We start from the raw sequence: 24,762 nt of genomic DNA, 5'->3' as shown, positions 1-24,762 counted from the left end.
AACGGATGATGAACGGGATGGGGAAGTGCCGGATTATTCCGCCGCTTCCTGAGGAGGTGCGAGCTCCGCTTCGGCCTGACCGAGGTCGCCGCCGAGGTCGCGCATGTCGAGTTCGACATTGAGACCGAGCGAACGGATTTCCTTGACCAGAACGTTGAAGCTCTCGGGGATGCCCGGCTCGAACGTATCGTCGCCGCGCACAATGGATTCATAGACCTTGGTACGACCGGTAACGTCGTCCGACTTGATGGTGAGCATTTCCTGGAGCGTGTAAGCCGCGCCATAGGCTTCGAGAGCCCACACTTCCATCTCGCCGAAACGCTGTCCGCCGAACTGTGCCTTGCCGCCCAGCGGCTGCTGGGTAACCAGGGAGTACGGGCCGATCGAACGGGCGTGGATCTTGTTGTCCACCAGGTGGTCGAGCTTGAGCATATAGATATACCCAACCGTCACCTGCCGATCGAACTGCTCGCCCGAGCGACCGTCGAACACGGTGGACTGACCCGAGCCCTTGAGCCCTGCCCGCTCCAGCATCTCAACGATGTCGGCTTCCTTGGCGCCATCAAACACCGGGGTCGCGATCGACACGCCCTTGGAGAGGTGTTCGCCGAGGCGGATCAGACCGTCGTCATCGAGATCGGTGATGGATTCATCACCGGCAAACAGCGCACCCACTTCCGCACGCAGCGGCTTGAGGTCACCCTTTTGCTGATAGATGCGCACCATCTCGTCGATCTTCTTGCCCATGCCGGCGCAAGCCCAGCCCAGGTGAGTCTCGAGGATCTGACCCACATTCATGCGCGAAGGCACGCCGAGCGGGTTGAGCACGATATCCACCGAAGTGCCGTCTTCGAGATAAGGCATGTCTTCGATGGGCACGATGCGCGACACCACACCCTTGTTGCCGTGACGGCCGGCCATCTTGTCGCCTGGCTGGATCTTGCGCTTGGTCGCGATGAAGACCTTGACCATCTTCATCACGCCCGGAGGCAGTTCGTCACCGCGCTGCAGCTTGTCCACCTTGTCGATGAAGCGCTGCTCGAGCAGACGACGGCTTTCCTCGTACTGGGCGTGCAAGGCTTCCATCTCGGTCATGACCTTGTCGTCATCGACCGCGAACTGCCACCACTTGGAGCGGGGCTGGGCCTCGAACATCTGGTCATTGAGGCGGGTGCCGACGACATAGCCCTTCGGGCCAGCAGTGGCAGCCTTGCCAAACAGCATTTCCTTGAGACGCGCATAAACGTTGCGGTCCAGGATCGACTGTTCGTCATCACGGTCCTTGGCGAGACGCTCGATTTCCTCGCGCTCGATGGCCATGGCGCGCTCGTCCTTGTCGATGCCGTGGCGATTGAACACGCGCACTTCAACAACAGTACCAGCATCGCCGGGCGGAACGCGGAGCGAGGTATCGCGAACGTCGGAAGCCTTTTCACCAAAGATGGCGCGGAGGAGCTTTTCTTCCGGCGTCATCGGCGACTCGCCCTTGGGCGTGATCTTGCCCACGAGAATGTCGCCTGGCATCACTTCGGCACCGATATGGACGATACCGGCTTCGTCGAGGTTCTTGAGCGCTTCTTCCGACACGTTCGGAATGTCGCGCGTGATTTCCTCAGGACCAAGCTTGGTGTCGCGGGCCATAACTTCATATTCCTCGATGTGGATCGAGGTGAAGACGTCCTGCATCGCGATCTTCTCGCTCAGCAGAATGGAGTCTTCGAAGTTGTAGCCGTTCCAGGGCATGAACGCGACGAGCACGTTGCGGCCCAGAGCCAGATCGCCCAGTTCAGTCGAGGGACCATCGGCGATGATGTCGCCCTGGTTCACATGGTCGCCCACGACCACCAGCGGACGCTGGTTGATGCAGGTGGACTGGTTGGAGCGCTGGAACTTCATCAGGTTGTAGATGTCGACGCCAGTCTTGCTCGCATCGGTTTCTTCGGTCGCCCGAATAACGATACGGGTCGCGTCCACCTGATCAACGATGCCCTTGCGCTTGGCCACGATGGCGGCGCCGGAGTCACGGGCAACCACAGCTTCCATGCCGGTGCCGACAAACGGCGCTTCAGCGCGCAGCAGCGGCACAGCCTGACGCTGCATGTTGGAGCCCATCAGAGCACGGTTGGCGTCGTCGTTCTCGAGGAACGGGATCAGCGAGGCGGCAACCGACACCATCTGCTTGGGGGAAACGTCCATCAGATCGACGTTTTCCTTGGGCGTCAGGCCGTTGTCGCCAGCATGGCGGGCAACCACCAGGTCATGCTCAAGCTCGCCGCTTTCAGTGAAAGTGACGTTGGCCTGGGCGACATAGTGCTTGGCCTCTTCCATGGCGGACAGATAGACCACGTCGTCGGTCAGCTTGCCGTCGACGATCTTGCGGTACGGGGTTTCGATGAAGCCGTATTTGTTGACGCGCGCAAAGGTCGAGAGCGAGTTGATCAGACCGATATTGGGACCTTCAGGGGTCTCAATCGGGCAGATACGACCATAGTGGGTCGGGTGCACGTCGCGCACTTCAAAGCCAGCACGCTCACGGGTGAGACCACCAGGCCCAAGAGCCGACAAGCGGCGCTTATGGGTGATTTCCGAAAGCGGATTGGTCTGATCCATGAACTGGCTGAGCTGGGAAGAACCGAAGAACTCGCGCACGGCGGCAGCCGCCGGCTTGGCGTTGATCAGATCCTGGGGCATGACCGTGTCGATTTCGACCGAGCTCATGCGCTCCTTGATGGCGCGCTCCATGCGGAGCAGACCAAGACGATAGGAATTTTCCATCAGCTCGCCGACCGAGCGCACGCGGCGATTGCCGAGATTGTCGATGTCGTCGATTTCGCCACGGCCGTCGCGCAGATCCACGAGGGTGCGCACGACTTCAACGATGTCTTCCTTGCGCAGGGTGCGCATGGTGTCGGGAGCGTCGAGCTCAAGGCGCATGTTCATCTTGACGCGGCCCACGGCGGACAGGTCATAGCGCTCGCTGTCAAAGAACAGCGACTTGAACATGGCTTCGGCGGTATCAACGGTCGGCGGTTCGCCGGGACGCATCACGCGATAGATGTCGAACAGCGCGTCTTCACGCGACTCGTTCTTGTCGATGGCAAGCGTGTTGCGCAGGTAAGCGCCCACATTGATGTGGTCGATATCGAGCAGGGGCAGCTCATCGAAACCGAGGTCAACCAGGGTGGCAAGCACCTTCTCGTCCAGCTCGTCGCCAGCTTCGGCATAGATCTCGCCGGTCTGGAGATTGACCAGATCCTCGGCCAGATACATGCCGTAGAGATCGGCATCGGTCGCCAGCAAATGGGTCAAACCATTCTCGGCCAGCTTCTTGGCCTGGCGAGCAGACAGCTTCTTGCCGCCTTCATGGACGACGTCGCCGGTCTTGGCGTCGATCAGGTCATGGCTGGGCTTGGCACCCTTCCACTTCTCGGCGTCATACGGCACCTGCCAACCGCTCGCGGTCTTTTCGTACTGGAGCGTGGTGTAATAGGTCGCGAGGATTTCCTCGGCATCCATGCCGAGTGCCTTGAGCAGCGAGGTCACCGGGATCTTGCGACGCCGATCGATACGCGCATAGACGATGTCCTTGGCATCGAATTCCAGATCGAGCCAGGAGCCGCGGTAGGGAATGATGCGGCCTGCGAACAGGAGCTTGCCCGAGGAGTGGGTCTTGCCCTTGTCGTGATCAAAGAACACGCCAGGCGAACGGTGCATCTGGGAAACGATGACGCGCTCGGTACCGTTGACGATAAAGGTGCCGTTGGAGGTCATGAAGGGCATGTCGCCCATATAGACGTCCTGCTCCTTGATATCCTTTACCGAGCGGGCGCCGGTTTCCTCGTCCACTTCAAACACGATCAGCCGCAGCGTCACCTTGAGCGGGGCAGCGAAAGTGATATCGCGCGCACGGCACTCGTCGATGTCGTATTTGGGCTGCTCGAATTCGTATTTCACAAATTCGAGAGAAGCGGTGTTGGAAAAGTCGGTGATGGGGAACACCGAACGAAATACGGATTGAAGCCCTTCATCGGGACGGCCGCCTTCGGGCTCGTCTACGAGAAGAAACTGATCATAGGAGGCCTTCTGGACCTCGATCAGGTTGGGCATCTCCGTGACTTCGCGAATGGAACCGAAGGACTTGCGTACCTTGCGGCGGCCGTTGAACGTGGTAGCCATGAAAGCTCCTGTTTCTCTGCGATTGTCTCGGAGGCACCTAGCCAAAGCCCCGACTATCAGCCGTCGGGGATCGGGATATGTGCCCTTGTGGGGTCTAGTCGTTTAGGCTCAGCGATGGCTCAAGGCCCTGCCCCAGCCATGGGAAGGGAAGACATGAAACGTCAAACAACCCCATGGCCAATAACCATGAGGTTTCGGGACGTCAGCGTGCCTCAGACATCGAAATCGTCATATGTTCCGCAAATTGGCGCCAGGACCTATCCAACCGGTCCGGCGATTCGTTTCCAAGCTGAAACGATAAAGCGAAATGGCACATAGCGCGCCATTTCGCAAATTGCAAGGGGTAAAAGCGAACTTACTTGAGTTCGACCTTGGCGCCGGCAGCTTCCAGCTTCTTCTGGATGTCTTCGGCTTCAGCCTTGGTGGCGCCTTCCTTGATGGCCTTGGGAGCCGATTCAACGAGTGCCTTGGCTTCGCCCAGGCCCAGGCCGGTGATGGCGCGGACTTCCTTGATGACGTTGATCTTGTTCTCGCCGAAGGAGGCGAGGATCACGTCAAATTCGGTCTTTTCTTCAGCAGCAGGAGCGGCAGCGCCGCCGCCAGCAGCGGCAACAGCAACAGGAGCTGCAGCCGAAACGCCCCACTTTTCTTCAAGCATCTTGGACAGCTCGGAAGCTTCCAGAACGGTCAGGGCAGACAGGTCGTCTACGATCTTGGCGAGATCAGCCATTTGATAAATCTCTTCTTTTCAGGTGTTCAGTTCAAACCGGTTCCAGAGGGAACCATGGGGGTTACGCTGCTTCGTTGCTCTTTTCCGCGTGAGCGGCCAACACGCGCGCGATACCACCAGCCGGAGCGACGATGACCGAAGCGATACGGGTCGCGGGCTGCTTGAGCATCCCGGCGAGCGTGGCGCGCAGTTCATCGAGCGACGGCATGGTCGACAAGGCCTTGACGCTGTTTGCGTCGAGAGCGGTCTTGCCCATGACGCCACCAAGAACGACGTATTTCGCGTTCTTGTCGGCAAATTTCTGCGCCAGCTTGGGCGCAGTCATGGGGTCTTCCGCATAGGCGATGACGATCGGACCGGTAAACAGGTCCGAGATGTCGGCGTGGTCGGTGTCTTTAAGAGCAAGCTTGGCAAGACGGTTTTTTGCGATCTTCACATAGCCACCGGCACCCTTCACCTCACGGCGAAGCGATTCCAGATTGGCCACGGTCAGACCGGCATTCTGCGCGAGGACGATCGACCCAGCGCCCGAGAGGGCTGACTGAAGCGATGCGACAAGCTCACGCTTTTCCGCTCTTTCCACTGCTAGTCTCCACATTGAGCCCGACAAGAAACAATGCCGGGCCATTGCCAATTGCTGCCCTCCGATCTCCCGAAGGAGGAGAGGAGCAACGGTTACATGCCTGTCAACCGTGCTGCCCGGATGGGCAACTGGCCTGGTTCGAACCTTGAACACCCCGGCCCTTGCGGGCCGGAAAATCCTTGGTCTTCACCCCATCTATGCTGGCGTCGGTGGACATTAAGCTGATCCAGATCGATCAGCACCGGCAGTCTCGGACAGGACTTACGCACCCGACAGGCGAACCAATCGGGTGCGGTCCGGGCGGCGAACCGCCCGAATTTCGTTTTAGAGCGCGGAAGCCGGCTCTACGTGCACGCCGGGGCCCATGGTCGAGGACACGGCAACGCGCTTGACATAGGTGCCCTTGGCACCGGCGGGCTTGCTCTTCTGCACGGCGTCGGTGAACGCCTTGATGTTCTGCAGGAGGGCTTCGTCCGAGAACGAAACCTTGCCAACGCCAGCATGCAGGATACCGGCCTTTTCGACGCGGTATTCAACAGCGCCACCCTTGGCGGCCTTGACGGCGCCAGCGACGTCCATGGTCACGGTGCCGACCTTGGGGTTCGGCATCAGGTTGCGTGGCCCGAGGATCTTACCGAGACGACCAACGATGGGCATCATGTCAGGGGTGGCAATGCAGCGATCGAAATCGATCTTGCCGCCCTGGATCTGCTCCATCAGGTCTTCGGCGCCAACAATGTCGGCACCAGCAGCGGTGGCTTCATCAGCCTTGGCGCCACGGGCGAACACGGCGACGCGCACGGTCTTGCCGGTACCATTGGGCAGGCTCACAACGCCGCGGACCATCTGGTCGGCGTGGCGGGGATCAACACCCAGATTGATGGCAACTTCGATGGTTTCGTCGAACTTGGCGGTGGCGCGTTCCTTGACCATCTTGATTGCCTCATCAAGCTTGTAGAGCTTGTTGCGGTCGATGCCTTCGCGTGCCTTGACGGTCTTCTTACCGATATGTGCCATCTATCAACCCTCGACCTGGATGCCCATGGAACGGGCGGAGCCGGCGATCATCGACACAGCAGCGTCGACATTGTCGGCATTGAGATCCTTCATCTTCTTTTCGGCGATTTCGCGCAGCTGAGCCTGCGTGATGGTGCCAGCCGATTCCTTGCCCGGAAGCTTGGAGCCGGACTTGAGGTTGACGGCCTTCTTGATGAAGTAGGTCACCGGGGGAGACTTCATCTCGAAAGTGAAGCTCTTGTCGGCATAGGCAGTGATCACGACTGGAATGGGCGAACCCTTTTCCATTTCCTGCGTGGCGGCATTGAACGCCTTGCAGAATTCCATGATGTTCAGACCGCGCTGACCCAGTGCTGGGCCAATCGGCGGGGAAGGTGTTGCGGAACCCGCAGGCACCTGCAGCTTGACGTAGCCAGTGATTTTCTTTGCCATGATCGTCCTTTGATGTTGTCTCCGCGGTCAAGCGGAGCGTTTGACGCTGTGGTGCGAAGCTTGATCGGCCGCCTGGCAGCAACCGCCCTCTTCCACAGATTTTGCCGGATCGCTCCGGCAGTATCCGGCTTGCGCCGGAATGGGGATGCCGCGGATCAGCGCGGCAAAATCGATCAGACCTTTTCGACCTGACCGTATTCGAGTTCCACCGGAGTGGGGCGCCCGAAGATGGACACCTCGACCTTGAGGCGCGAACGCTCCTCGTCGACTTCCTCCACCACGCCATTGAAGCTGGCGAAGGGGCCATCCGACACGCGGACATTCTCGCCCACTTCGAAGGACACGGACGGCTTGGGATGATCCACGCCTTCCTGCACCTGCTGCAGAATGGCCATGGCTTCCTTTTCCGAGATCGGCATCGGCTTGTTGTCCGAACCGAGGAAACCGGTGACCTTGGGGGTATTCTTGATGAGGTGGAAGGCCTCGTCGGTCATATCCATCTTTACCAGCACATAGCCGGGGAAGAACTTGCGCTCGGCATCGACCTTGCGGCCACGACGGATCTCCGTGACCTTTTCGGTCGGCACGATCACGTCCTCGAACAAATGCTCGAGCTTCTTTTGCGCAACCTTCTGGCGAATGTCTTCCGCCACCTTGCGCTCAAAGTTCGAATACGCCTGAACGATATACCAGCGCTTGGCCATGCCGCCTCGTCGCTCCCTAGTGGTTATTCGCCGACCGCTTTAGCGGATCGACAGCATCAGCGATACCAGCCACGAAATCAGCTGGTCGGCCAACAAGAAAAACAGACTGGCCAACATAACCAGCACAAGTACCATGATCGTAGAGATCATCACCTCGTTGCGGCCGGGCCAAGTCACCTTGCTGACTTCGGTTCGAACCTGCTGGAGGAAGGTGATCGGGTTCGTACGCGCCATCAGCGAATCATCTCTTTGGTGTTTTGGTGCAAAACCAAAGGCCGCGCAGGACACCCGCACGGCTGGAAGCTGCTATCTAGAGAAATCAGACGCGGATTGCAACAGCCCCTGCCCGATTTGTTGGACCGCACTGGGCCCGAACAGCTTGCCTGCCACAGTCTACATCCCCCGAGCTAGGCCGGGAAGTTGAGTTGCAGTGTCACACTGATCTGCTTTGATGCGATCGGGCGGTTGGCCGGTGGAGGACGGGTCGATGAGCTTTGAGATCAAGGCCTGTGACATCCTGTATTTCGAGCCGCACCGCATCATCAAGGGCCGCACGGTTGGGGTGATCCGGGTAAAGGTGCGCGAAACCTTCATGGGGGCGGTTTCGGAGTTCTCGCTGGACCTGAAATGCCGGGCCGATATCGGGCGCGCCCAGGCCGCCGAAATCCGCACTGCACTGCTTGCCCACGCCGCCCATCAGCTCAACCGGATCAAGGCCCGGCACGAGCAGATGGAGGCGGACGAACTCGCGGCGAGCGAAGCAATGGCGGCTGCTACCGCGGAGCCTGGTGGCCGGGTTCAAGGCCGACTGCGCTGAAGCCTCATAACGGCCACGGCCAATCCAAACTCCCCTGCAGCGCCGATGCAAATTTCCGTGTGGCTGAATGTCGGCTATGCGCCTTTGTGGGCGTCCTGATTGCGACGGATATGAGGAGTTACAGGCATGAGAAAGCTCATCGTAGGTGCATTTGCCAGCCTTGACGGCGTGATGCAGGCCCCCGGCGGCCCAAGCGAAGATCCCACGGGTGGCTTTCAATATGGTGGTTGGGGTGTCCCTTATTTCGACGAAGCGGTGGGGCAATTCATGGATGCCGGGTTTGCCGAGCCCTATGATCTGCTGCTCGGGCGCAAGACCTACGAAATATTTGCTGCGCACTGGCCGCATATGCCGGCGGATGATCCGATTGCCACGGCCTTCAACAAGGTGACGAAATATGTCGCGACCCGATCCGACCAGGAGTTTGGGTGGATCAATACCACTCCGCTGCGCGGTGAGGTGGTGGAGTCCCTAAGGCGCCTCAAGGCGGAGGATGGCCCCCATCTGCTGACGCAAGGCAGCACGGTGTTGGTGCAAACGCTGCTGGCCCATGACCTTGTGGATCAACTTCGCCTCCTGAGCTTTCCCGTGCTGCTGGGCCCGGGCAAGCGGCTGTTCGGGCACGGCACCAAGCCGCGGGCCCTTAAACTCGTCAGCAACAGCGTCTCGGCGAGCGGGGTCAGCTTGAGCGTTTATGAGCGCGCGGGGGAGGTTTCAACCGGATCCTTTGCCTTGGCCGAGCCCACGGCGGCAGAACAAGCGCGGCAGGAGCGGATGGCCCGGGAAGGATAGTGTCTGCGTGCACTGGTGCCGGGGGCCAGTGCCCCCGCCCCTACCCTCCTTTTCAGGAAATGGGCGAAGGCTGGTGGCACCGCGGCAAGGGTTGCTGGTGCAGTTGATCGGCCTGAGGAGCCTCGCGGGGTTTCATTCCCGCTGATATGGCCTAGATTAAGGGGTGAGTTTTCTGCCGCGCTTGCGCGGATACGAATGGAGCCAAACCATGCTGTTGCGATCCGCCCTCATTGCCGCCGTGTTGCTCGTACCCGTCAGCGGAGCAATGGCCGCTTGCCCGCCCGGCACCCGCAGCGTGCAGGAAACCAATAACCGCATCGTGTGCATCCAGCAGGAACTGGCCGAGGAAACCGCGGCGCGTGCCAACGAGCGGCAACTGAAGGATTTGCAGACCGACTGGCGGCAGAACCAGCTGGAACAGCGCTTCAAGGAGCTGCCCCGTTTCAGCCCCGTTCCCAAGTGGAACGAATAACTCCCAAGGGGCAGAGCCGGGCCATAGGTCGCTATCGGTTTCTTGCCCAGCGCATCACCAAACCGGACAGGCAACAAAAAGCACGCTCACCGAGCGGGCTGGCAGCGATCAATGGTGGAAGTGCCTGGCAGGGGCTGGGGGACTCGAACCCACGACCCTCGGTTTTGGAGACCGATGCTCTACCAACTGAGCTAAACCCCTTCAGGCGAGCTATCCACTAATGGCAAAGCGCGCGCTGTGCAAGAGGTTCGCGACGCTCATCCCCAAAGATGGGGCACCAGCGGGACCGCCACAAGGATGGTGCCGAGCAGGCCCAGCGCATAACTGATCGAGCGCCAGGGGCTGAGCGCGCGCATATAGCATAAGAGATGAGCGACTCGCGCCGCGAGGAACAATGTCGCGCCCAGGAGGGACAGCCAGCCCTGCTCCCCCAGCACAATCGAGAGCACGGCCAGAGTGAGAAAAGCCGGCAGGTTTTCTTGCAGATTGGCGAGGGCGCGGCGTGAGCGGGCTAGTTCGGGCGTGGGTTCGGGCAGATTGTCGCGCGCGCCCATTTGCGCCTCGGGCCCGACCTGCTTGGCCAGGAGAACGCCGGGAAGCTGGGACTGCACAAAGAGGAGCAGCAGCACAAGAAAGATGATCAACAGCATGGCAAGGGGCGACTCCGGTTAAGGCGCGCAGTGTGGCCCAGCGCCACGGGCTTGAGAACCGCTAAACGCCGGGGCGCCAAACAAGGTGCGCGAGGCACGAGGGGGCATTTACAAGCGTGGCGCCTCCGGGGATAACTAACGCGCGAGTGAATGGAAGCCGTGGGAAGCAACCTGAACCGGAGGGACGGACGTGTCCCCGAAAGGATATCGATGCGCCTAGTGCTTGCCCTTGTTATGCTCGCCGTTTTTCCCAACCTTGCCTTTGCCCATAGCGGGCCCGAACACGCCCTCGGCTTTGTGCACGGATTCGAGCATCCCGTTGGTGGGCTCGATCATCTGCTGGCGATGGTGGCGGTTGGGGTGTTCGCCTTTGTGTTGGGCGGGCGCGCGCTTTGGGCGGTGCCGCTGAGCTTTGTGGCAATGATGATTGTCGGCTTTGGCGCCGGAGTTGCCGGGCTGCCGGTGCCGTTTGTGGAACTGGGGATTGCCCTTTCGAGCGTGCTGATCGGGGGCGCCGCGGCGCTGGGGCGGCCGATGCCGGTCGCGGCGGCAATGGGCCTCGTGGGGGTCTTCGCGCTGTTCCATGGCCATGCGCATGGGGCGGAAATGCCCGGCGGCGCCAATGGGCTGGACTATGTCGCCGGATTCACGCTGGCGACCGTGAGCCTGCATCTTGCCGGGATGACGGCGAGCTTGACGGTGGCGCGACTCGCCGGGCGGTTTGGCGCCGGGGCGACGCGCGTGGCGGGCGGCGGCTTTGCCCTGGCGGGCCTTGGCGCGATCGCGGGCTGGATCTAGGCGGCAGCAAAGCAGTTCCAGGCGCGCACCGCGGCGATCTCCTCCGCGCTCATGGGCTGGTACCGCCGCGACAAGCGTTCGGTCATGGCTGACGCGATGGTGTCGGGCAAAATATCGAGCCCCGGTGGGAAGTATCGGCCGAGATCGAAGCGGACGGGGGGCACCTGCGCAACCGCGTCGGCCATGCTGGGCAGGTAGAGGCTCTCCGGCACCCGGCCCTGCAGCCATTTGAACGAGGATGCGAGGTAAACCGGCCTGACCTGGCAGAGCTTGGCGATATAGGGATTGTCGAAGCGGGCGATGTCCATCGCTTCGAACTGGGGAATGGAGATCGCGGTTTCGCGCTTCAGGGCCTCGTAAAGCAGGCGCTTGCGGTAGCATTTGAGACAGCGCCCGCAGGGCCCGCCATTTGGCCCCATGATGCAGAACGAGACCTGGTCGCCCAATCCATGCAGGGCAACTTCCTTGATGTTGAGATATTCGGGCAGCATGGTGGCTGCAGGCGCGATGCGCAGGCCAAGGGCGGCGAAGGCCCGGCCGATCGTGTCATGGCGATTGCCGGGCCTGAACTCGACATAGCGGCGGCCGTTTTCGTTGAACGAGCCTTCGAACACCGTGCCCGACAGGATGCAGTTGAGGCCGAGATCGGCGCCGGCCAGCAGCATGGGAATGGCATAGGTGGCCCAGGTGGTGACGCCGCGCGGGGACGCGATGTTTTCGGCATTGGTCCAGATATACTGGTCGCAGACGGGGGCGTCGTTGAGCCGGATGGCGTCGCGATCGGCGTAGAAGCGGTAGATGGGCAGGTGGAAGACGTTGTTGACGATGATGGCGCTGACGAGGTGGTAGCTGAACACTTCGGGCAGCAGCGTCTTGACCGCGACGGCATCAAAGCCCCCGCCCAAGGCGAGCCCGCAGGTGGCGAGGGTGATGGGCGAAGCATTCTCGGGGCGCGGCCCCGTTACGGTGGTGGTGACTTCGACCGGCTCGGGCCCGGGAGCGCCGCGTTTATTGGCGTGAAGGAACTCGGGGATCACATCGGACACTGGGAAGGAAAAAGAGACCTTGTTGCCGATGAAAGGCAGGAAGAGCAGGCAGCAGGCCAGCGCCAGCCGATCGTAATCAAGGTTCTGGATATCGAGGCCAAAGGACACGCGGGTTTCGGTCAGCGTGAGCGGCGTTTTATCGCTCTGGACGCGGTTGCCGGTGCGCACATCGCCATGGGCGTCGACCAGCCCGGCGGTGATGGTGAACACCCCTGGCTCCTGGCGGAAGGTAAAATGCATCGGGGGTCCTCCACAGCCGGCAGGCGTTCGGGCCCAATATGGAGGATTGCCGACGCCAATGCAGCCGCACCCGCGATGGGAGTTGCAACGGAGTTACGACGCGCTTGCAGCGCGTGCGGGTAATTTACTGACAATGTGAGGGATTTTGGAGCGGGTAGCGGGAATCGAACCCGCATATTCAGCTTGGAAGGCTGCTGCTCTACCACTGAGCTATACCCGCCCGCTTGGGGGCGAACCCGACGCACAGAACTAGCGGGAGGCGCAGCCCAATGCAAGAGCGCGGGTGGGCCATCGCGCACTTTGCGGGGGATTGATGCGCAGCGAGGCCCCTGCCCGCTCAACCGGCCATTTGGGCGCGGGCGGCGAAGCGGTCATGAGCACGCATGGAGGCGTCACGCAGATCAAGACCCCAGCGGGTGAGCCAGCGCCTGACAGAGGCCATGGCGCGGTCGCGGCGACGGCCATAGCGGATGACGCGGGCGTATTTGGCGGCGGTGACGGTGTCCGGGCCGTATAGAAGCGCATATTCGGCGGCATTGTCGAACTGGTCGCGGCCATTATTGGCGAGGAGGGTTTCGACCGCCACTCCATTGGCAAAGATCACCTGATGCTCAGCCAATTCGATGTTGAACAGCTCGAGTGTGGGGGAATGATCCCAGGGCTCTGCGGTAATGGTGGTGCCGTTGATGAGCTGATAGGCCGGGATCAGCACGCCATCGAGAAAGAGGCTGTGTTCGCGCGAGACCAGCAGGTCGCGGCTGGGGACATTTTGGGCCATGGCCGAGTGGCGGATGCGAACTGGGCGCATGGCGAGCGACCAGCCAGCGGCTGGACGGCGGCGTAGGCTGCGCCCGATCCATTTGACGGGCTGGGTGCCGGAAGCGGTTTGCACGAGATCGCCGATCCGCAGGGTTTCGACGGCAACAGTGCCCTTGGCCGTCCCGATGCGCGTGCCGGGCAGGAAGCAGGAGACGGCGTCAGTGTCGGCGGCCCCACCGCCAATCACGGAGCGGGACCGGGCGCTGCGCCGGTGCCCGCCCGACCCGCAAGCTACGAGCGAGCCGGCAAGGAGCGTAGCGGTGAAAGTGCGGGTTGCCTTGGCGAGAAACTCACGTCTGCCGATGCCAGGAAGATCCATGCTGCTGCCTACTCTCGTAACTAAAGAACACTGTATAGAGGTGCAGAATCACGCACAGTTAACCTTTTGAGTAAGCTGAACTTTCCCGTACTTACTATAGCTTAGTTCAGCGCCCACCGAGCTCTTGCAGCAGCGTCACGAACTGAGCGCCGGCAACGGAAAGCTCACCCGAATTGTCAATGACGACGGCGTTGGCGGGCACGGTGTTGCACTCGATGCGGCGCGCGAGGCGTCGCTCCACCGAGGCCGGTGATTCCCGACCGCGGCGCAGGAGCCGCTCGGCGATCACCGGGCGATCCGCCACCACGGAGACGACCACCGCGGTGGGATAGCGCTGCAGCAGCGCTGGCAACACGCCGCGGGAGAGATTGGCGACGACGACCCGGCCACTGGCGAGTTCATGTTCCAGTGTGGCCGGCAGTCCATAGCGCAGGCCGTGTGCGGCCCAGCTGAGCGCGAACTCGCCGCGGGCTTCGGCTTGCAGGAAACCTTCGGGATCGAGCGTATCGTGATCCTCGGCATTGCCATCGGCGCTGCGGGTAACGACCCGGCGCACGAAACAGATCTTATCGCCCAGCCGATCGCGGGCGAAGCGGATCAGACTGTCCTTGCCGACGCCACTGGGGCCAACAACGGCGACGAAGGTGCCGGTCATACCACCCGGCGACCTTGGCGCCAGACGGTCAGGACGATCGGGATGCCGTCTTCGATGCGCAGATGCACCAGGTCGGCGCGCTTGCCGACGGCGATCTCGCCGCGGTCATCAAAGCCGATGGCGGCGGCCGGACGCTTGGTGACCAGTTGCACAGCCTTGGGCAAGCTCACCCCTTCGGGGCCGTCGGCGAGGGCAAAGGCGGCCTGCAACATGCTGAACGGGATGTAGTCGGAGGAGATGATGTCGAGCAGGTCGGCAGCGGCCAGCGCGCGGGCCGAGACATTGCCGGAGTGGGAGCTACCGCGCACCACATTGGGCCCGCCCATCAGGATCGCCATGCCGGCCTCGCGGGAGGCGCGCGCCGCATCCAGCGTGGTGGGAAATTCGGCGATATGGGTGCCGAGCGTCACCGCTTCTTCCACATGGTCTGACGTCGCGTCGTCGTGGCTGGCTAGGACGATGCCGCGGCTTTGGCACAGATCGGCAATGGCGCGGCGGTGGCGGCCGGCAAAGGTTTGCGATTCGATGTTGCGCCGCGTGGTGAACTCCTCGAGCGCGGCGTCGCTGAGCTTGAGCTTGCCCTGGTAATAGGACTTATAGACCTCTTCCTTGACGAATTGGCGCTGGCCGGGCGCGTGGTCCATCAACGATGCCAAGCGCACCTGGGGATCGTCCATCACCTGCAAAAAGCTCTCAAGGCAGTCGGGTGCGGAAACCTCGCAGCGCAGATGGACGTGATGTTCGGCGCGCAGGCGCCCTGCCCGCGTCCCCGCCCCAATAGCTCCCGCCAAGATGCGCGACTCATCGAGGCCGACATCGGCGTGCTCATCGGTGCCGACGCGAATGGCATCGAGCACGGTGGTGATGCCGGAAGCGGCGATCTGGGCATCATGGGCCTGCACTGCCGCCACTGGGTTCCAGCGCACGCGGGGACGCGGGGCGTAATGGGTTTCCAGATGGTCGGTATGGAGTTCCACGAGACCGGGGATCAGGTAGTCACCCTCCAGGTCCGTGCCGGATGCACTGACGCTGCCGATTTCGGCGATATGCCCGTCCACGACACGAAGGGAACCCTGGATCACCTCATCGGCCAGCACCATACGTGCATTGTTGAGAACAAGTTCTGCCGGGAAGGCTGTGGTCATGGAAAGGTCCGCACTGAAAAGCCGGAAGAAGGCCGGAATATTATGATGGTAGTCGGGCCACGGGCATGTCGCCAGCCTTTAAAGCGCCAGCGGCTTCCCGGGGCCAAACTGGCCCGGACTGGCGCGGCGGACATGCGGCCTTGCTTTGAACACCATTGACTGTCATACAAGGGTTACACGTTTACAGCCAATCGTCGGCTGCCTGATCTTCCGGTTCTCCGGGCCCTGGCTCCCTTCTCTTTCTTGCGAACGTTATCACCCTTGCGCATGTCGCCCAAGGGAGTGCTCGCTTGCATGTGCTTCGGGCTTTCAAAGGACTTCATCATGGCAACCATCAATGGTACCGTAAAATTCTTCAACACCACCAAGGGCTTCGGCTTTATTTCGCCTGAAGATGGCAGCAAGGACGCTTTCGTCCACATCTCGGCAGTAGAGCGTTCGGGCCTGCAGGGCCTGTATGAAAACGACAAGGTTTCCTACGAACTGGAAACCGGTCGTGACGGCAAGGTTTCGGCAGCCAATCTGTCGCTGCTGAGCTAAGCCCAAGACTTTAGCACCGGGGTGCGCCGCCTGGCACATCCCGGTGTTTGTTTTGTTCCAGGCGGGAGTGCTCTTGTGTCGGCTAACTTGAAAAGTATCGCAGTGCCAATGAAGCGCAGCCGGGGTTCCGCAGCTGCTGCCCCTGTGCCTGCGGTGACTGATAATGTTGCGCCGATGGCCCGTAGCATCCCTGCCCCCGTGGCCCGCCAGGTCAACCATCTCTACAGCACCGGCGATCGGCTGATGCTGCTGAGCAATGTGCGCGCAGGCAAGGCGGCGACGCCATGCGTCGTGCTGCGCCTGCTGCCCTTTGAAGGCCGCGAATTTCAGTACCGCGTCCACGACGATTCCGACGGTCGCGAGCGCGTCGTCGCCGAGGCTGATCTGCAGGGGCTTTAAGCCCGAGCCTGCAGAGGGCTCCGCCCCCGATAACATCCATTGCCGTGCTGTTCAGCGCCTTGCAGGCTTCTGCGGGGCGCTTTTGCCGTTGGAGCGCCGGTTTCGGGCCAGGCTAAACCGCGCCGGCCGTGCCTGGTGCCTGCAAGAGGCTGCGGGTGTGGGGATCGGAAAGGGCGGCATTGAGTGCCTCGGCCAGCAGCCGGGCATTGAGCGACATCGCTGCCGTCATCCCAAAGCGCTGCTCGAGCCGCGACACTGCTTGCGCCGTCACCGAATCGGCTGATGCGGGTTGCTCGTCGAGAATGGTCTGCATGGTGTGGGGTAGCAGGTGCATCGTATCGGCCCCAGTGCGTTGCCTTGGCACAGTGCGCTTTTGGCGGTTCGGCGTCACCCGCAAGAGTTGCGAAACCATAAGTTGCCCACAGGAAAGCCCAAGCTGGGCAAAGCACCCGAGGCGGCGAGCACCGCTTCGGAGCCCCTTTATTGGTATCACTTTGCGGCTCACGATTGCTTGACCTAAATCATGGGCAGTGGCCGGATTTCACGATAGGAGAATAATCAGGACCTTAGCCGCACAAGCTTGCTTGGCGCGGTGCAAAGACCCGAGCCCGGCACAGGTTAATTCAGCAACTGGCCTGCTCCATCTTCGTTGACGGGCTACACAGGGTGCCTTTGTGATGCAGCGCTTCTTTTTCGACGTCGATGACGGGAGCTTCCACGAAGACTCGGAAGGCACGAACCTGCGCGACGAACAGGCCGCGGAGGATGAGGCTGTGAAGGCGCTGGCCGAGATGGTGCGCGATCTGATTCCCACCTCGCCGCCGGGCAGCATCACCATGTGGGTGCGAGACGAGCACCAGGAGCGACTGCTGGAGCTCTCCATCAGCTTGACGATCAAGCGGCCGGGCCAGGCTTAGCGCCTGCGGGTCTCGTGGAGGTAATAGAGGTAGGCGGGTTCGAACTGCGCGAGGTCGCGCAGGGCGGGCCAATCGAGCACGGTCGCCTTGCCCCCCTCCAGGCTGACCAATCCGCGCTGCTGCAGGGCCTGCAAGCTATGGCTGGCAAGGACAATGCTGGCGCCGATCACATCGGCCACTTCGTCCTGGCTTAGCGGGAAGGGAAAAGGCCCGCCTTCGAGGTCGCCGATCATCTCCCAGCGGACATAAAGCTCGCACAGGATATGGGCGACACGGGCAAGCGTCTGGGTTTGGCCGATCATGGTCATCCAGGCGCGGAAGGTGGCGGCATCGATAAGGGTTTCGCGCCAGAGAAGGTCGCTCAGCGCCGGGCTGGCGTGGATAGCCTGCCCGATGTCCTCGTGGGCGATCAAGGCTACCTGGCAGTCGACCGTTGCCACCAGGTCATGGTCCATCTTCTTGAGATGGTAGCTGTGCAGATCGGGCACATCCCCCGGGATGTGGATGGAAAGGATCTGCCGATTGCCCTGGGGCGTAAGCTTGCTGCGGTGCAGCATGCCTTCGAGCAGCAGGCAACTATGCCGGGGGATTTCGCCATCGCTGACGACGTGCTCACCCTTGGCCAGCGACTTGACCCGAAGGGGCATGGCGTCGATCGCCGCCTTCATCTCCTCGGTCAGTTCGCCAATGGCTTCCAGCTTACGGAACAGGTTGCCGGTTTCTGCTTTCATGGGATCCCCCGGGCAGCGCGGACAAACAGCGCCGACCAGAGGGTTAGCCTAGTTGCAGCAGGCAACCAAGGCAATCATGCTGGTGAGCGTGAACTGGCGGACAACTTGCCGCCAGCTCGACCGAGTTAAACGCGCAGTTCCTTGTGACCGCCGGGCAGGCGCATCAGCAGGAACAGGGACAGCATGGTCAGCGCCAGCAAGATCGTCGACAACGCAGCCGCGGTGCCGAGCTGGCCGCGGATCACCTGGGCGTAGATGCCCAGCGAGAGCGTTTGCGTCGAGGTGTTGTAGAGGAACAGGGTGGTGCTGAGCTCAGTGATGATGGTCACCCAGCTCAGCACCGCACCCGACATGATCCCGGGCGCCAGCGCGGGGACGATCACCCGGACCAGCGTGCGGAACTTGGAGGCGCCGAGGCTGATCGCCGCTTCCTCGATGCTGGGGCTGATCTGGTGCATGAGCGCGGTGGTGGAGCGCACGGCATAAGGCACGCGCCGGATGGTCAGCGCGATCACCATGATGGCGAAAGTGCCGGTGAGCACCAGCGGGCCCTGGCTGAAGGCGGTGACGAGAGCAATGCCGATGATGAGACCGGGCACCACATAGGGCACCATGGTCATGGTATCGAGCGTATTGCTGAGGGCACCCTTGCGCCGCACGGTCAGGTAGGCAACCAGCACGGCGATGACGACAAGGATGACCAGCGCGGTCAGGCCAATGCCGAAGGTATTCCCGATATAGCGGAGGATGTCGCGGCGGGCGTCGGTATAGCTGTCGAGCGTCCAGCCGGCCACGAACTGACCGTAGAGCGTCTTGCGGAACGAGCTCACCACGACAACTGCGAGCGGCGCCAAGGCGAGAACCAGGAAGCCATAGACATAGGCATGCACGGCAACGCCGCGCCAGCCTGGAAGCTTGCGCGCCTCGATGGAGCGCAGGGCGGTCATCGAGAACTGCCGGCGATCCACCAGCACTTTTTGCACGAGGAAGACCGTAAGCGTCACCAGGATGACGATGACGGCCACTGCGGCGGCAAAGCTCTTGTCGATGCTGACCTCGCCCACAAAGGAGCTGTAGATGAGCACGGGAATGGTGCGGAATCCCTGCCCGATCAGCATCGGGGTGCCGAAATCGGCAAAGGCGCGCACGAACACCAGTAGGCTGCCGGCCAGCACGGTGGGCAGCAGCAGCGGCGAGATCACCTGCATGGCGCGACGCCAGCCGGTGATGCCCATGCTTTCGGAGGCCTCCAGCAGCGACACATCAATGGTGCGCCAGGCGCCCATCAGATAGGTGAAGATCAGCGGCACGAGTTGGAGCGTGAGCACCAGGACAATGCCCGGGAAACCATAGATGCTGGGCGATTCGATGCCGAAGGTGCTTTCGAGCCAGCGGGTGATCATGCCGTTGTTGCCCAGCAGCAGGATCCAGGAATAAGCCCCGATGAATGGCGGGGACATCATGGAGGCCAGGATCAGCATCTGCACGGTGCGATTGCCGCGGATGCGGAACATGGTCATGAAGTAAGCGAGCGGGAACGCAACGGCCAGCGCCAGGATGGTGACGCAGACGGTCACGAGCAGGCTGTTGACCAGGGTACCATAATACAGGCGCGAGGAGAAAAAGGTCGCAAAGCCGGCGAGCGAGAACTCGCCGCCAGCGCTGACGCTGTTGATCAGCACGATCACGAGCGGCCAGATCACCATGAGCAGGTAGCCGCCGGTGAGGGTCAGTGCGATGGCCGTCCAGCCGTCGAGACGATCGCCGGCGAGCTTCACTGCTGGGCTCCATTGCTGATGGAGGTGCCGGTTTGCGCATCAAAGAAGGTCAGCATGTCGCGGTCGAACTGCAGGAAGACCGGCTCGCCACGCGTCCATTGGGAGGAGCGGCGGGAGAATTCGAGGAACTCCACGGTTTCCCCGGTCTGCAGGCGCGCCTGGACCTGGGAATGGGAGCCAAGGAAAGTTTCCTCGACGATCTCCGCGGGAAGGCCGGTTGCGGCGGCACGGACGGCTTCGGGGCGCACCGAGACTTCGACGGTGCCGCTGGCGGCGTCGCTGACGGCGGCAGTGATGTCGAGGGGTTCGCCATCGCCGAGATCGATCAGGGCGCGTCCGTCAACGCGGCGCAGATCGCGGGTGAGGAGATTGGTCTTGCCGATGAATTCGGCAACGAACCGGTTGGCAGGGTGGCGATAGATCTGGGCGGGCGTGCCGACCTGCTGCACGATTCCCTGGTGCATCACGGCAATGCGGTCGGACACCGCCATCGCCTCTTCCTGGTCGTGGGTCACGTAGACGGTGGTGATCCCCGCTTCGCGCTGGGCCTGGCGGATGGTGTCGCGCATTTCAACGCGCAGCTTGGCGTCAAGATTGGACAGGGGCTCGTCCATCAGCAGCACGGCCGGCTGGATCACAAGGGCGCGGGCGAGGGCCACGCGCTGCTGCTGGCCGCCAGACATGGCGCCGGGCAGACGATCCTTGAGATGGGCCATATGCACGGAAGCGAGCGCCGCCTCGACGCGGCGGGCCATCTCGGCCTTTTCAACATTGCGGGTCTGCAGACCAAAGGCCACGTTCTTGGCCGCGGTCATCTGCGGGAACAAGGCGTAGTTCTGGAACACCATGCCGATATTGCGCGCGGCCGGCGGGCGATCATTGATCACCGCGCCGTCGAACGAAATGGTGCCGGATTCAATGGAGTTGAAGCCGGCGATCATGCGCAACAGCGTGGTCTTGCCGCAGCCGGAGGGACCCAGCAGCGTGAAGAACTCGCCATCGGCAATGTCCAGGTCGAGATCGGGGATCGCGACCTGGTTGTTGTACTCCTTGCGGAGCGAGCGCAGCGCAATACTGGTCACCGCGCTGCTCCCTGATTGATGCCGTCAAGCATTAAAACTGTTCCTCGAGGATGGACTTGTACTTGGCGACGATTTCGTCGCGATGGGCCGCAACATAGGCGCCATCTTCCTGCACGGTCGGGATCTCGGAGAGAGCCGGCAGGCCGGGCTTGTCGACGCCTTCACGCAGGGGACGGCCGGCGGTCTGCTCGGCGATGATGGTCTGGCCTTCTTCGGAGATCACGAAGTCGATGAAGGCCTGGGCAGCCGGCTCATTGGGGCCGCCCTTGATGACCTGGACGGTCGCGGGCAGGAAGGCCGCGCCTTCTTCGGGGTAGACGATCTCGACGGGAGCGCCGCTCTGGACGAAGTTGAACGAGAGCGGCTCATAGGTGAGGCCGACGATGTATTCGCCATTGGCGACGTCCTGGGCCACCTGGCTCGAGGAGCCGATGGTGATGCCATCGAGCTGGGTCACGAGCGAGCGGACGAAGTCCCAGCCCTTGTCGGATTCATAATCGCCGCCGACGGCCTTGAGCATATTGGTAAGCTGGGCGAAGGCGGAAGACGAAGCCGTGGGATCGCCAAAGGCGATCTTGCCCTTGAGCTCGGGCGCGAGCAGATCGGCATAGCTGTCGATCTCGACGCCGGCCTTGGCGGCCGCTTCGGTGTTGACCAGCAGGTTCGAGCCATCGGCCTGGTAGGGGGTGAAGAAGCCGGTGGTGTTCTTGCCCGCTTCGACCATCTCGGCATCGCCGGGCGAGACATACTCGGCCCAGAGTTCCTGATTGGCATTGGCCTGGGCGGCGCCGCCACCGAACATCACATCGCCCTGCGGATTGCCCGCTTCGCTGCCGATGCGCTGGTAGAGCTCACCGGTGCCAGCAGTGATCAGCTGCACTTCAACGCCGGTCTGGTCCTCGAAGACCGGGATGAGGCTGTCGAGCATGCCTTCTTCGTTGGGCGTGTATACAACCAGGGTCGAGCCCGAGATGTCTTCCTGGGCGAGCACGGGCAGTGCGGCAAGGCTGGACACGCCGAGAGCCAGGGCGAGAGCTGACACGCTGATCATGGAGGTGCGGTTCATAGAGCGATCCTTTGCTTGGATGCGGGGCAAGTAGATGAAGCTGGGGCGCAAAGGCCCCTGCCCGGTGAGATGGTCAAGCTGCACAGATGTCACAGCAGTGCCTGTTCATTACGGCCCATGAAGCGGAACGCGATGTAAACGGCGCAGCCGCTCAACAGCAGCAACACGGTCGAGAGGGCCGCGGCGGTGCCGAAATCACCGTCGAGGATCAGAAGGTAAATGCGCACCGGCATGGTCATGGTGCTGCCGACATAAAGGACGAGCGAGGACGACAGCTCGTTGATCGCCGTGACGAAGCTGAGCATGCCGCCGGCAATGATGCCGGGGACGATCAGCGGCACGGTGATGCGCAGGAAAGCCTGGAACGGGCTGTAGCCGAGCGAGACCGCGGCTTCTTCCATGCTGGGGGAAATTTGTCGCAGCGAGGAAGCGGTGGTGCGGACCGTGTAGGGCAGCCGCCGGATGAAGATCGACAGGATGATGATCGCAGCCGTCCCGGTCAGAACAATGGGGCCGGTGTTGAAGGCGGCGATAAAGGCGATGCCGATGACAATGCCGGGCATCACATAGGGGACCATGAAGGCCCCATCGAGCAGCGCGGTGTTGAGATTGGTGCGCCGCGCCACCAGTACGCCGACCACGGTGCCGACCATGACGATCAGAACAACCGCTGCCACCGAGAAGGTGAGCGAGTTGCGCACGACATCGCCGAGGTTGAACAGGATGCGTTCATAGCTCTGGAGGGCAAAGCCCTGCTGGAACACCGGACCATTGGTTTTGCGGAAGGAATAGATCACCGAGATGATGACCGGCATCGCACCGCAAAGGCCGATGAAGTAGACGGCGAAATGCGCCAGGACATTGCGCCAGCCCTTGAGCTGGATGCGGGTCGGCTTGTTGATCATGTTGCCATGATAAACATTGCGGCGCGACATGTAGCGCTGGAGCATGACGAAGACCATCGAGACCAGGATCAGCACGACGCTGATCGTGGTGGCCATGGACATGTTGGAGCCCACTTCGGCCGAATAAAGGGTGAAGGCTTCGGTGGCGAGAACGTTGTAGCCGCGGCCGAGGAGACGCGGGGTGCCGAAATCAGCGATGGCGTGGATGAGAGCGAGCAGCCCTCCGGCGGTGAGCGCCGGGAACACCATCGGAAACGAGATCTGCATGGTGCGCTGCCAAGGGGTTAGCCCCAGGCCTTCGGCTGCCTCTTCAAGCGAGCGGTTGACGTTGCTCAGCGCGCCCGAGACCATGAGATACACGTATGGATAGAACTTGAGCGAGAAGACGATGAGGATGCCACCCAGCCCGTAGATGGGCGGCATGGTGATCCCCACTTCGCGCAGCCAGCCACGCACCACGCCCCCTGCCCCAAACAGCACGATCCAGGAATAGGCGCCGATAAAGGGCGGCGAGACGAGCGCGAGAATGGCCAGGAGCGAGACGAACTTGCCGCCCCGAATAACAAAGCGCGACACGCAAAAGGCCATGATGGAGCCGAGCAGCAGCGCGCCAAAGAGGCCGCCAAAGCCCACCACCAGCGTGTTGACAAAGGCCTGCCGGAAGCGCGGTTCGCCAAGGAACTTCAGGTAATTGGCGATGGTCAGATTGCCGGACTGATCATAAAGGCTCGACACCAGGACCGAGCCCACGGGAATGAACAGCAGCACAAACAGCAGGACCCAGGTGAGAATCATCACCACGGACCAGAAATTGAGGCGCTGCAGCAGGGTCATTGCTGGATCCTCGTGCCATCGGCGCGGAACGCCATGAGGGCCTCACGCGGCACCAGAACCGAGACCGTTTCGCCCGCCTGCCTGGTCGCCGCCATGCCGGGATCGGCCAGCTGAACGATGACAACGCCAGCCGGGGTTTCCACCTGCACATGAGCCTCGCGCCCGAGATAGGTGTATTTGGTCACGGTGCCGGGCAGCGTAGCGGTTTGGGCAGAGGCCGGCTCGGTGCCGTTCCCAAGGGCTAGACGTTCCGGGCGGATGGTCCAGTTGGCGACGCCTTCGTTGGACAGGCCTAGCTGGGCGACGAGCACATTGATCGCATCGCCCGGGGTGAAGATGTTGAGGGTGCCCACAAACTGGGCGACAAAACTGGTCTGCGGATCGCCATAGATCTGCTGGGGCGTGCCGATCTGCTCGATCTTGCCCGCGCTCATAACGCAGATGCGGTCCGAGATCGCGAGCGCCTCTTCCTGATCATGGGTCACATAGATGGTCGCGATATCGACCTGCTTCTGGATGTCGCGGATTTCCTCGCGCAGCTCGATGCGCAGCTTGGCGTCGAGATTGGACAGGGGCTCATCCATGAGCAGCAGGCGCGGATTAATGACCATGGCGCGCGCCAAGCCGATGCGCTGCTGCTGGCCGCCTGACATGGCGGCGGGAAGGCGCTCTGCCATGGCGCCGAGCCGTACGGCTTCAAGCGCGGTGGTCACACGGGTCTTGATCTCGGCGGCCGGCACCTTGCGGGGCTTGAGGCCGAAAGCGACATTGTCGAAGACGCTGAGATGGGGGAACACCGCATAGTCCTGGAACACCATGCCGATGTCGCGCTGATGGGGGGGCACGACGCGCAGATTGGCGCCGTCCAGGGTGATCTCGCCCGATGAGAGGTCATTGAAGCCGGCGATGGCGCGCAGCAAGGTGGTCTTGCCGCAGCCGCTCGGGCCCAGAAGAGTGAAGAACTCGCCGCGTTCAACCGCAATGGAAACGCCGGCCAATGCCGTGAAAGTGGATCCGAACTGCTTGGTAGCGTTGCGGACCTCAAGATAACTCATGCCTGCTCCTCCCGGACTGCGTTGTCACATATGACACCGGCCTAGTTTCGTATTGCAACA

At 61.9% G+C, this 24,762-nt stretch carries 26 protein-coding genes and 2 tRNA genes; 7 read left to right on the top strand and 21 right to left on the bottom strand.

Translation table 11 applies throughout. From position 1 onward, the window contains the following. Positions 1-33: 33 nt before the first annotated feature. The 7 genes from rpoB to secE form a co-directional block, all read right to left on the bottom strand. Positions 34-4,176, bottom strand: a complete 4,143-nt coding sequence (gene rpoB / locus ELX51_RS07295) for a DNA-directed RNA polymerase subunit beta (protein WP_127752899.1) — start codon at positions 4,174-4,176, stop codon at positions 34-36. Between the two features lie 355 nt (positions 4,177-4,531). Beyond that, entirely contained in the window at positions 4,532-4,906 is a 375-nt protein-coding gene (gene rplL, locus ELX51_RS07290; protein ID WP_127752898.1) for a 50S ribosomal protein L7/L12, read from the bottom strand. Between the two features lie 61 nt (positions 4,907-4,967). After that, the gene (rplJ, locus tag ELX51_RS07285) at positions 4,968-5,489 is read right to left on the bottom strand and encodes a 50S ribosomal protein L10 (RefSeq protein ID WP_127752897.1); all 522 of its coding nucleotides are present in this window, start codon (positions 5,487-5,489) and stop codon (positions 4,968-4,970) included. A gap of 324 nt (positions 5,490-5,813) precedes the next feature. Further along, positions 5,814-6,506 (bottom strand): 50S ribosomal protein L1, encoded by a 693-nt coding sequence (gene rplA, locus ELX51_RS07280; protein ID WP_127752896.1) that lies wholly within the window; start codon positions 6,504-6,506, stop codon positions 5,814-5,816. Between the two features lie 3 nt (positions 6,507-6,509). Further along, complete coding sequence (gene rplK / locus ELX51_RS07275; protein ID WP_127752895.1) at positions 6,510-6,938, bottom strand: 50S ribosomal protein L11; 429 nt, start codon at positions 6,936-6,938, stop codon at positions 6,510-6,512. Between the two features lie 173 nt (positions 6,939-7,111). Beyond that, a complete protein-coding gene (nusG, locus tag ELX51_RS07270; RefSeq protein ID WP_127752894.1) occupies positions 7,112-7,642 on the bottom strand; it encodes a transcription termination/antitermination protein NusG in 531 nt (176 codons plus the stop codon). Positions 7,643-7,681: 39 nt separating this feature from the next. Continuing rightward, a complete protein-coding gene (secE, locus tag ELX51_RS07265) occupies positions 7,682-7,879 on the bottom strand; it encodes a preprotein translocase subunit SecE (protein WP_164854949.1) in 198 nt (65 codons plus the stop codon). Positions 7,880-8,129: 250 nt separating this feature from the next. On the opposite strand from secE, the gene ELX51_RS07260 reads away from it, so the two are divergent. The 3 genes from ELX51_RS07260 (at position 8,130) to ELX51_RS07250 (ending at position 9,723) form a co-directional block, all read left to right on the top strand. After that, the gene (locus ELX51_RS07260) at positions 8,130-8,459 is read left to right on the top strand and encodes a hypothetical protein (protein WP_127752892.1); all 330 of its coding nucleotides are present in this window, start codon (positions 8,130-8,132) and stop codon (positions 8,457-8,459) included. Between the two features lie 126 nt (positions 8,460-8,585). After that, positions 8,586-9,251 (top strand): dihydrofolate reductase family protein, encoded by a 666-nt coding sequence (locus ELX51_RS07255; RefSeq protein ID WP_127752891.1) that lies wholly within the window; start codon positions 8,586-8,588, stop codon positions 9,249-9,251. Between the two features lie 208 nt (positions 9,252-9,459). After that, positions 9,460-9,723, top strand: coding sequence for a hypothetical protein (locus ELX51_RS07250; protein WP_127752890.1), 264 nt, complete (start codon positions 9,460-9,462; stop codon positions 9,721-9,723). A gap of 125 nt (positions 9,724-9,848) precedes the next feature. Here the strand turns inward: ELX51_RS07250 and ELX51_RS07245 are convergent. Continuing rightward, positions 9,849-9,924 (bottom strand) — tRNA-Trp (locus ELX51_RS07245). A 56-nt stretch (positions 9,925-9,980) separates the two neighbouring features. Then, a complete protein-coding gene (locus ELX51_RS07240) occupies positions 9,981-10,373 on the bottom strand; it encodes an MAPEG family protein (RefSeq protein WP_127752889.1) in 393 nt (130 codons plus the stop codon). 210 nt (positions 10,374-10,583) lie between these two features. On the opposite strand from ELX51_RS07240, the gene ELX51_RS07235 reads away from it, so the two are divergent. Continuing rightward, positions 10,584-11,171, top strand: a complete 588-nt coding sequence (locus ELX51_RS07235; protein WP_127752888.1) for a HupE/UreJ family protein — start codon at positions 10,584-10,586, stop codon at positions 11,169-11,171. Here ELX51_RS07235 and ELX51_RS07230 read toward each other — a convergent pair. From ELX51_RS07230 to ELX51_RS07210, 5 genes are all read right to left on the bottom strand, one after another. Next, positions 11,168-12,457, bottom strand: coding sequence for a DUF6395 domain-containing protein (locus ELX51_RS07230; protein WP_127752887.1), 1,290 nt, complete (start codon positions 12,455-12,457; stop codon positions 11,168-11,170). The two genes, ELX51_RS07235 and ELX51_RS07230, sit on opposite strands and share 4 nt — an antisense overlap. A 146-nt stretch (positions 12,458-12,603) precedes the next feature. After that, a tRNA-Gly gene (locus tag ELX51_RS07225) sits at positions 12,604-12,677 on the bottom strand. Positions 12,678-12,794: 117 nt separating this feature from the next. After that, positions 12,795-13,595, bottom strand: coding sequence for a Hint domain-containing protein (locus ELX51_RS07220; RefSeq protein ID WP_127752886.1), 801 nt, complete (start codon positions 13,593-13,595; stop codon positions 12,795-12,797). 106 nt (positions 13,596-13,701) lie between these two features. Beyond that, entirely contained in the window at positions 13,702-14,250 is a 549-nt protein-coding gene (gene phnN / locus ELX51_RS07215; RefSeq protein WP_127752885.1) for a phosphonate metabolism protein/1,5-bisphosphokinase (PRPP-forming) PhnN, read from the bottom strand. Next, complete coding sequence (locus ELX51_RS07210; protein ID WP_127752884.1) at positions 14,247-15,395, bottom strand: alpha-D-ribose 1-methylphosphonate 5-triphosphate diphosphatase; 1,149 nt, start codon at positions 15,393-15,395, stop codon at positions 14,247-14,249. The genes phnN and ELX51_RS07210 overlap by 4 nt, the downstream gene beginning before the upstream one ends. 324 nt (positions 15,396-15,719) lie before the next feature. On the opposite strand from ELX51_RS07210, the gene ELX51_RS07205 reads away from it, so the two are divergent. Both ELX51_RS07205 and ELX51_RS07200 read left to right on the top strand, forming a co-directional pair. Continuing rightward, positions 15,720-15,935: a cold-shock protein gene (locus ELX51_RS07205; RefSeq protein ID WP_127752883.1), complete on the top strand. Its 216-nt coding sequence runs from the start codon at positions 15,720-15,722 to the stop codon at positions 15,933-15,935. A gap of 174 nt (positions 15,936-16,109) precedes the next feature. Beyond that, positions 16,110-16,334, top strand: coding sequence for a hypothetical protein (locus ELX51_RS07200; protein WP_127752882.1), 225 nt, complete (start codon positions 16,110-16,112; stop codon positions 16,332-16,334). Between the two features lie 112 nt (positions 16,335-16,446). On the opposite strand, the gene ELX51_RS07195 is transcribed toward ELX51_RS07200, so the two are convergent. Further along, on the bottom strand, positions 16,447-16,668 hold the full coding sequence (locus tag ELX51_RS07195) for a hypothetical protein (protein ID WP_127752881.1): 222 nt from the start codon (positions 16,666-16,668) through the stop codon (positions 16,447-16,449). Positions 16,669-17,011: 343 nt separating this feature from the next. On the opposite strand from ELX51_RS07195, the gene ELX51_RS07190 reads away from it, so the two are divergent. Beyond that, positions 17,012-17,251 carry a hypothetical protein gene (locus ELX51_RS07190; RefSeq protein WP_127752880.1) on the top strand — a complete coding sequence of 80 codons (240 nt, stop codon included), beginning with the start codon at positions 17,012-17,014 and terminating at the stop codon, positions 17,249-17,251. Here ELX51_RS07190 and ELX51_RS07185 read toward each other — a convergent pair. From ELX51_RS07185 to ELX51_RS07160, 6 genes are all read right to left on the bottom strand, one after another. Continuing rightward, positions 17,248-17,982 carry a Crp/Fnr family transcriptional regulator gene (locus tag ELX51_RS07185; RefSeq protein WP_127752879.1) on the bottom strand — a complete coding sequence of 245 codons (735 nt, stop codon included), beginning with the start codon at positions 17,980-17,982 and terminating at the stop codon, positions 17,248-17,250. The two genes, ELX51_RS07190 and ELX51_RS07185, sit on opposite strands and share 4 nt — an antisense overlap. A 125-nt stretch (positions 17,983-18,107) precedes the next feature. Further along, positions 18,108-19,760 (bottom strand): iron ABC transporter permease, encoded by a 1,653-nt coding sequence (locus ELX51_RS07180; RefSeq protein WP_127752878.1) that lies wholly within the window; start codon positions 19,758-19,760, stop codon positions 18,108-18,110. Further along, positions 19,757-20,842: an ABC transporter ATP-binding protein gene (locus ELX51_RS07175; protein WP_127752877.1), complete on the bottom strand. Its 1,086-nt coding sequence runs from the start codon at positions 20,840-20,842 to the stop codon at positions 19,757-19,759. The genes ELX51_RS07180 and ELX51_RS07175 overlap by 4 nt, the downstream gene beginning before the upstream one ends. Before the next feature lie 31 nt (positions 20,843-20,873). Beyond that, positions 20,874-21,908: an extracellular solute-binding protein gene (locus tag ELX51_RS07170; RefSeq protein ID WP_206524710.1), complete on the bottom strand. Its 1,035-nt coding sequence runs from the start codon at positions 21,906-21,908 to the stop codon at positions 20,874-20,876. Between the two features lie 89 nt (positions 21,909-21,997). Beyond that, positions 21,998-23,647, bottom strand: a complete 1,650-nt coding sequence (locus tag ELX51_RS07165; RefSeq protein WP_127752876.1) for an iron ABC transporter permease — start codon at positions 23,645-23,647, stop codon at positions 21,998-22,000. Then, on the bottom strand, positions 23,644-24,702 hold the full coding sequence (locus tag ELX51_RS07160) for an ABC transporter ATP-binding protein (RefSeq protein ID WP_127752875.1): 1,059 nt from the start codon (positions 24,700-24,702) through the stop codon (positions 23,644-23,646). The genes ELX51_RS07165 and ELX51_RS07160 overlap by 4 nt, the downstream gene beginning before the upstream one ends. Positions 24,703-24,762: the final 60 nt, after the last annotated feature.

Origin of the sequence: Devosia sp. 1566, from assembly GCF_004005995.1 — a bacterium.
Classification (GTDB): domain Bacteria; phylum Pseudomonadota; class Alphaproteobacteria; order Rhizobiales; family Devosiaceae; genus Devosia.
This window is presented reverse-complemented; position numbering and strand designations above follow the sequence as displayed.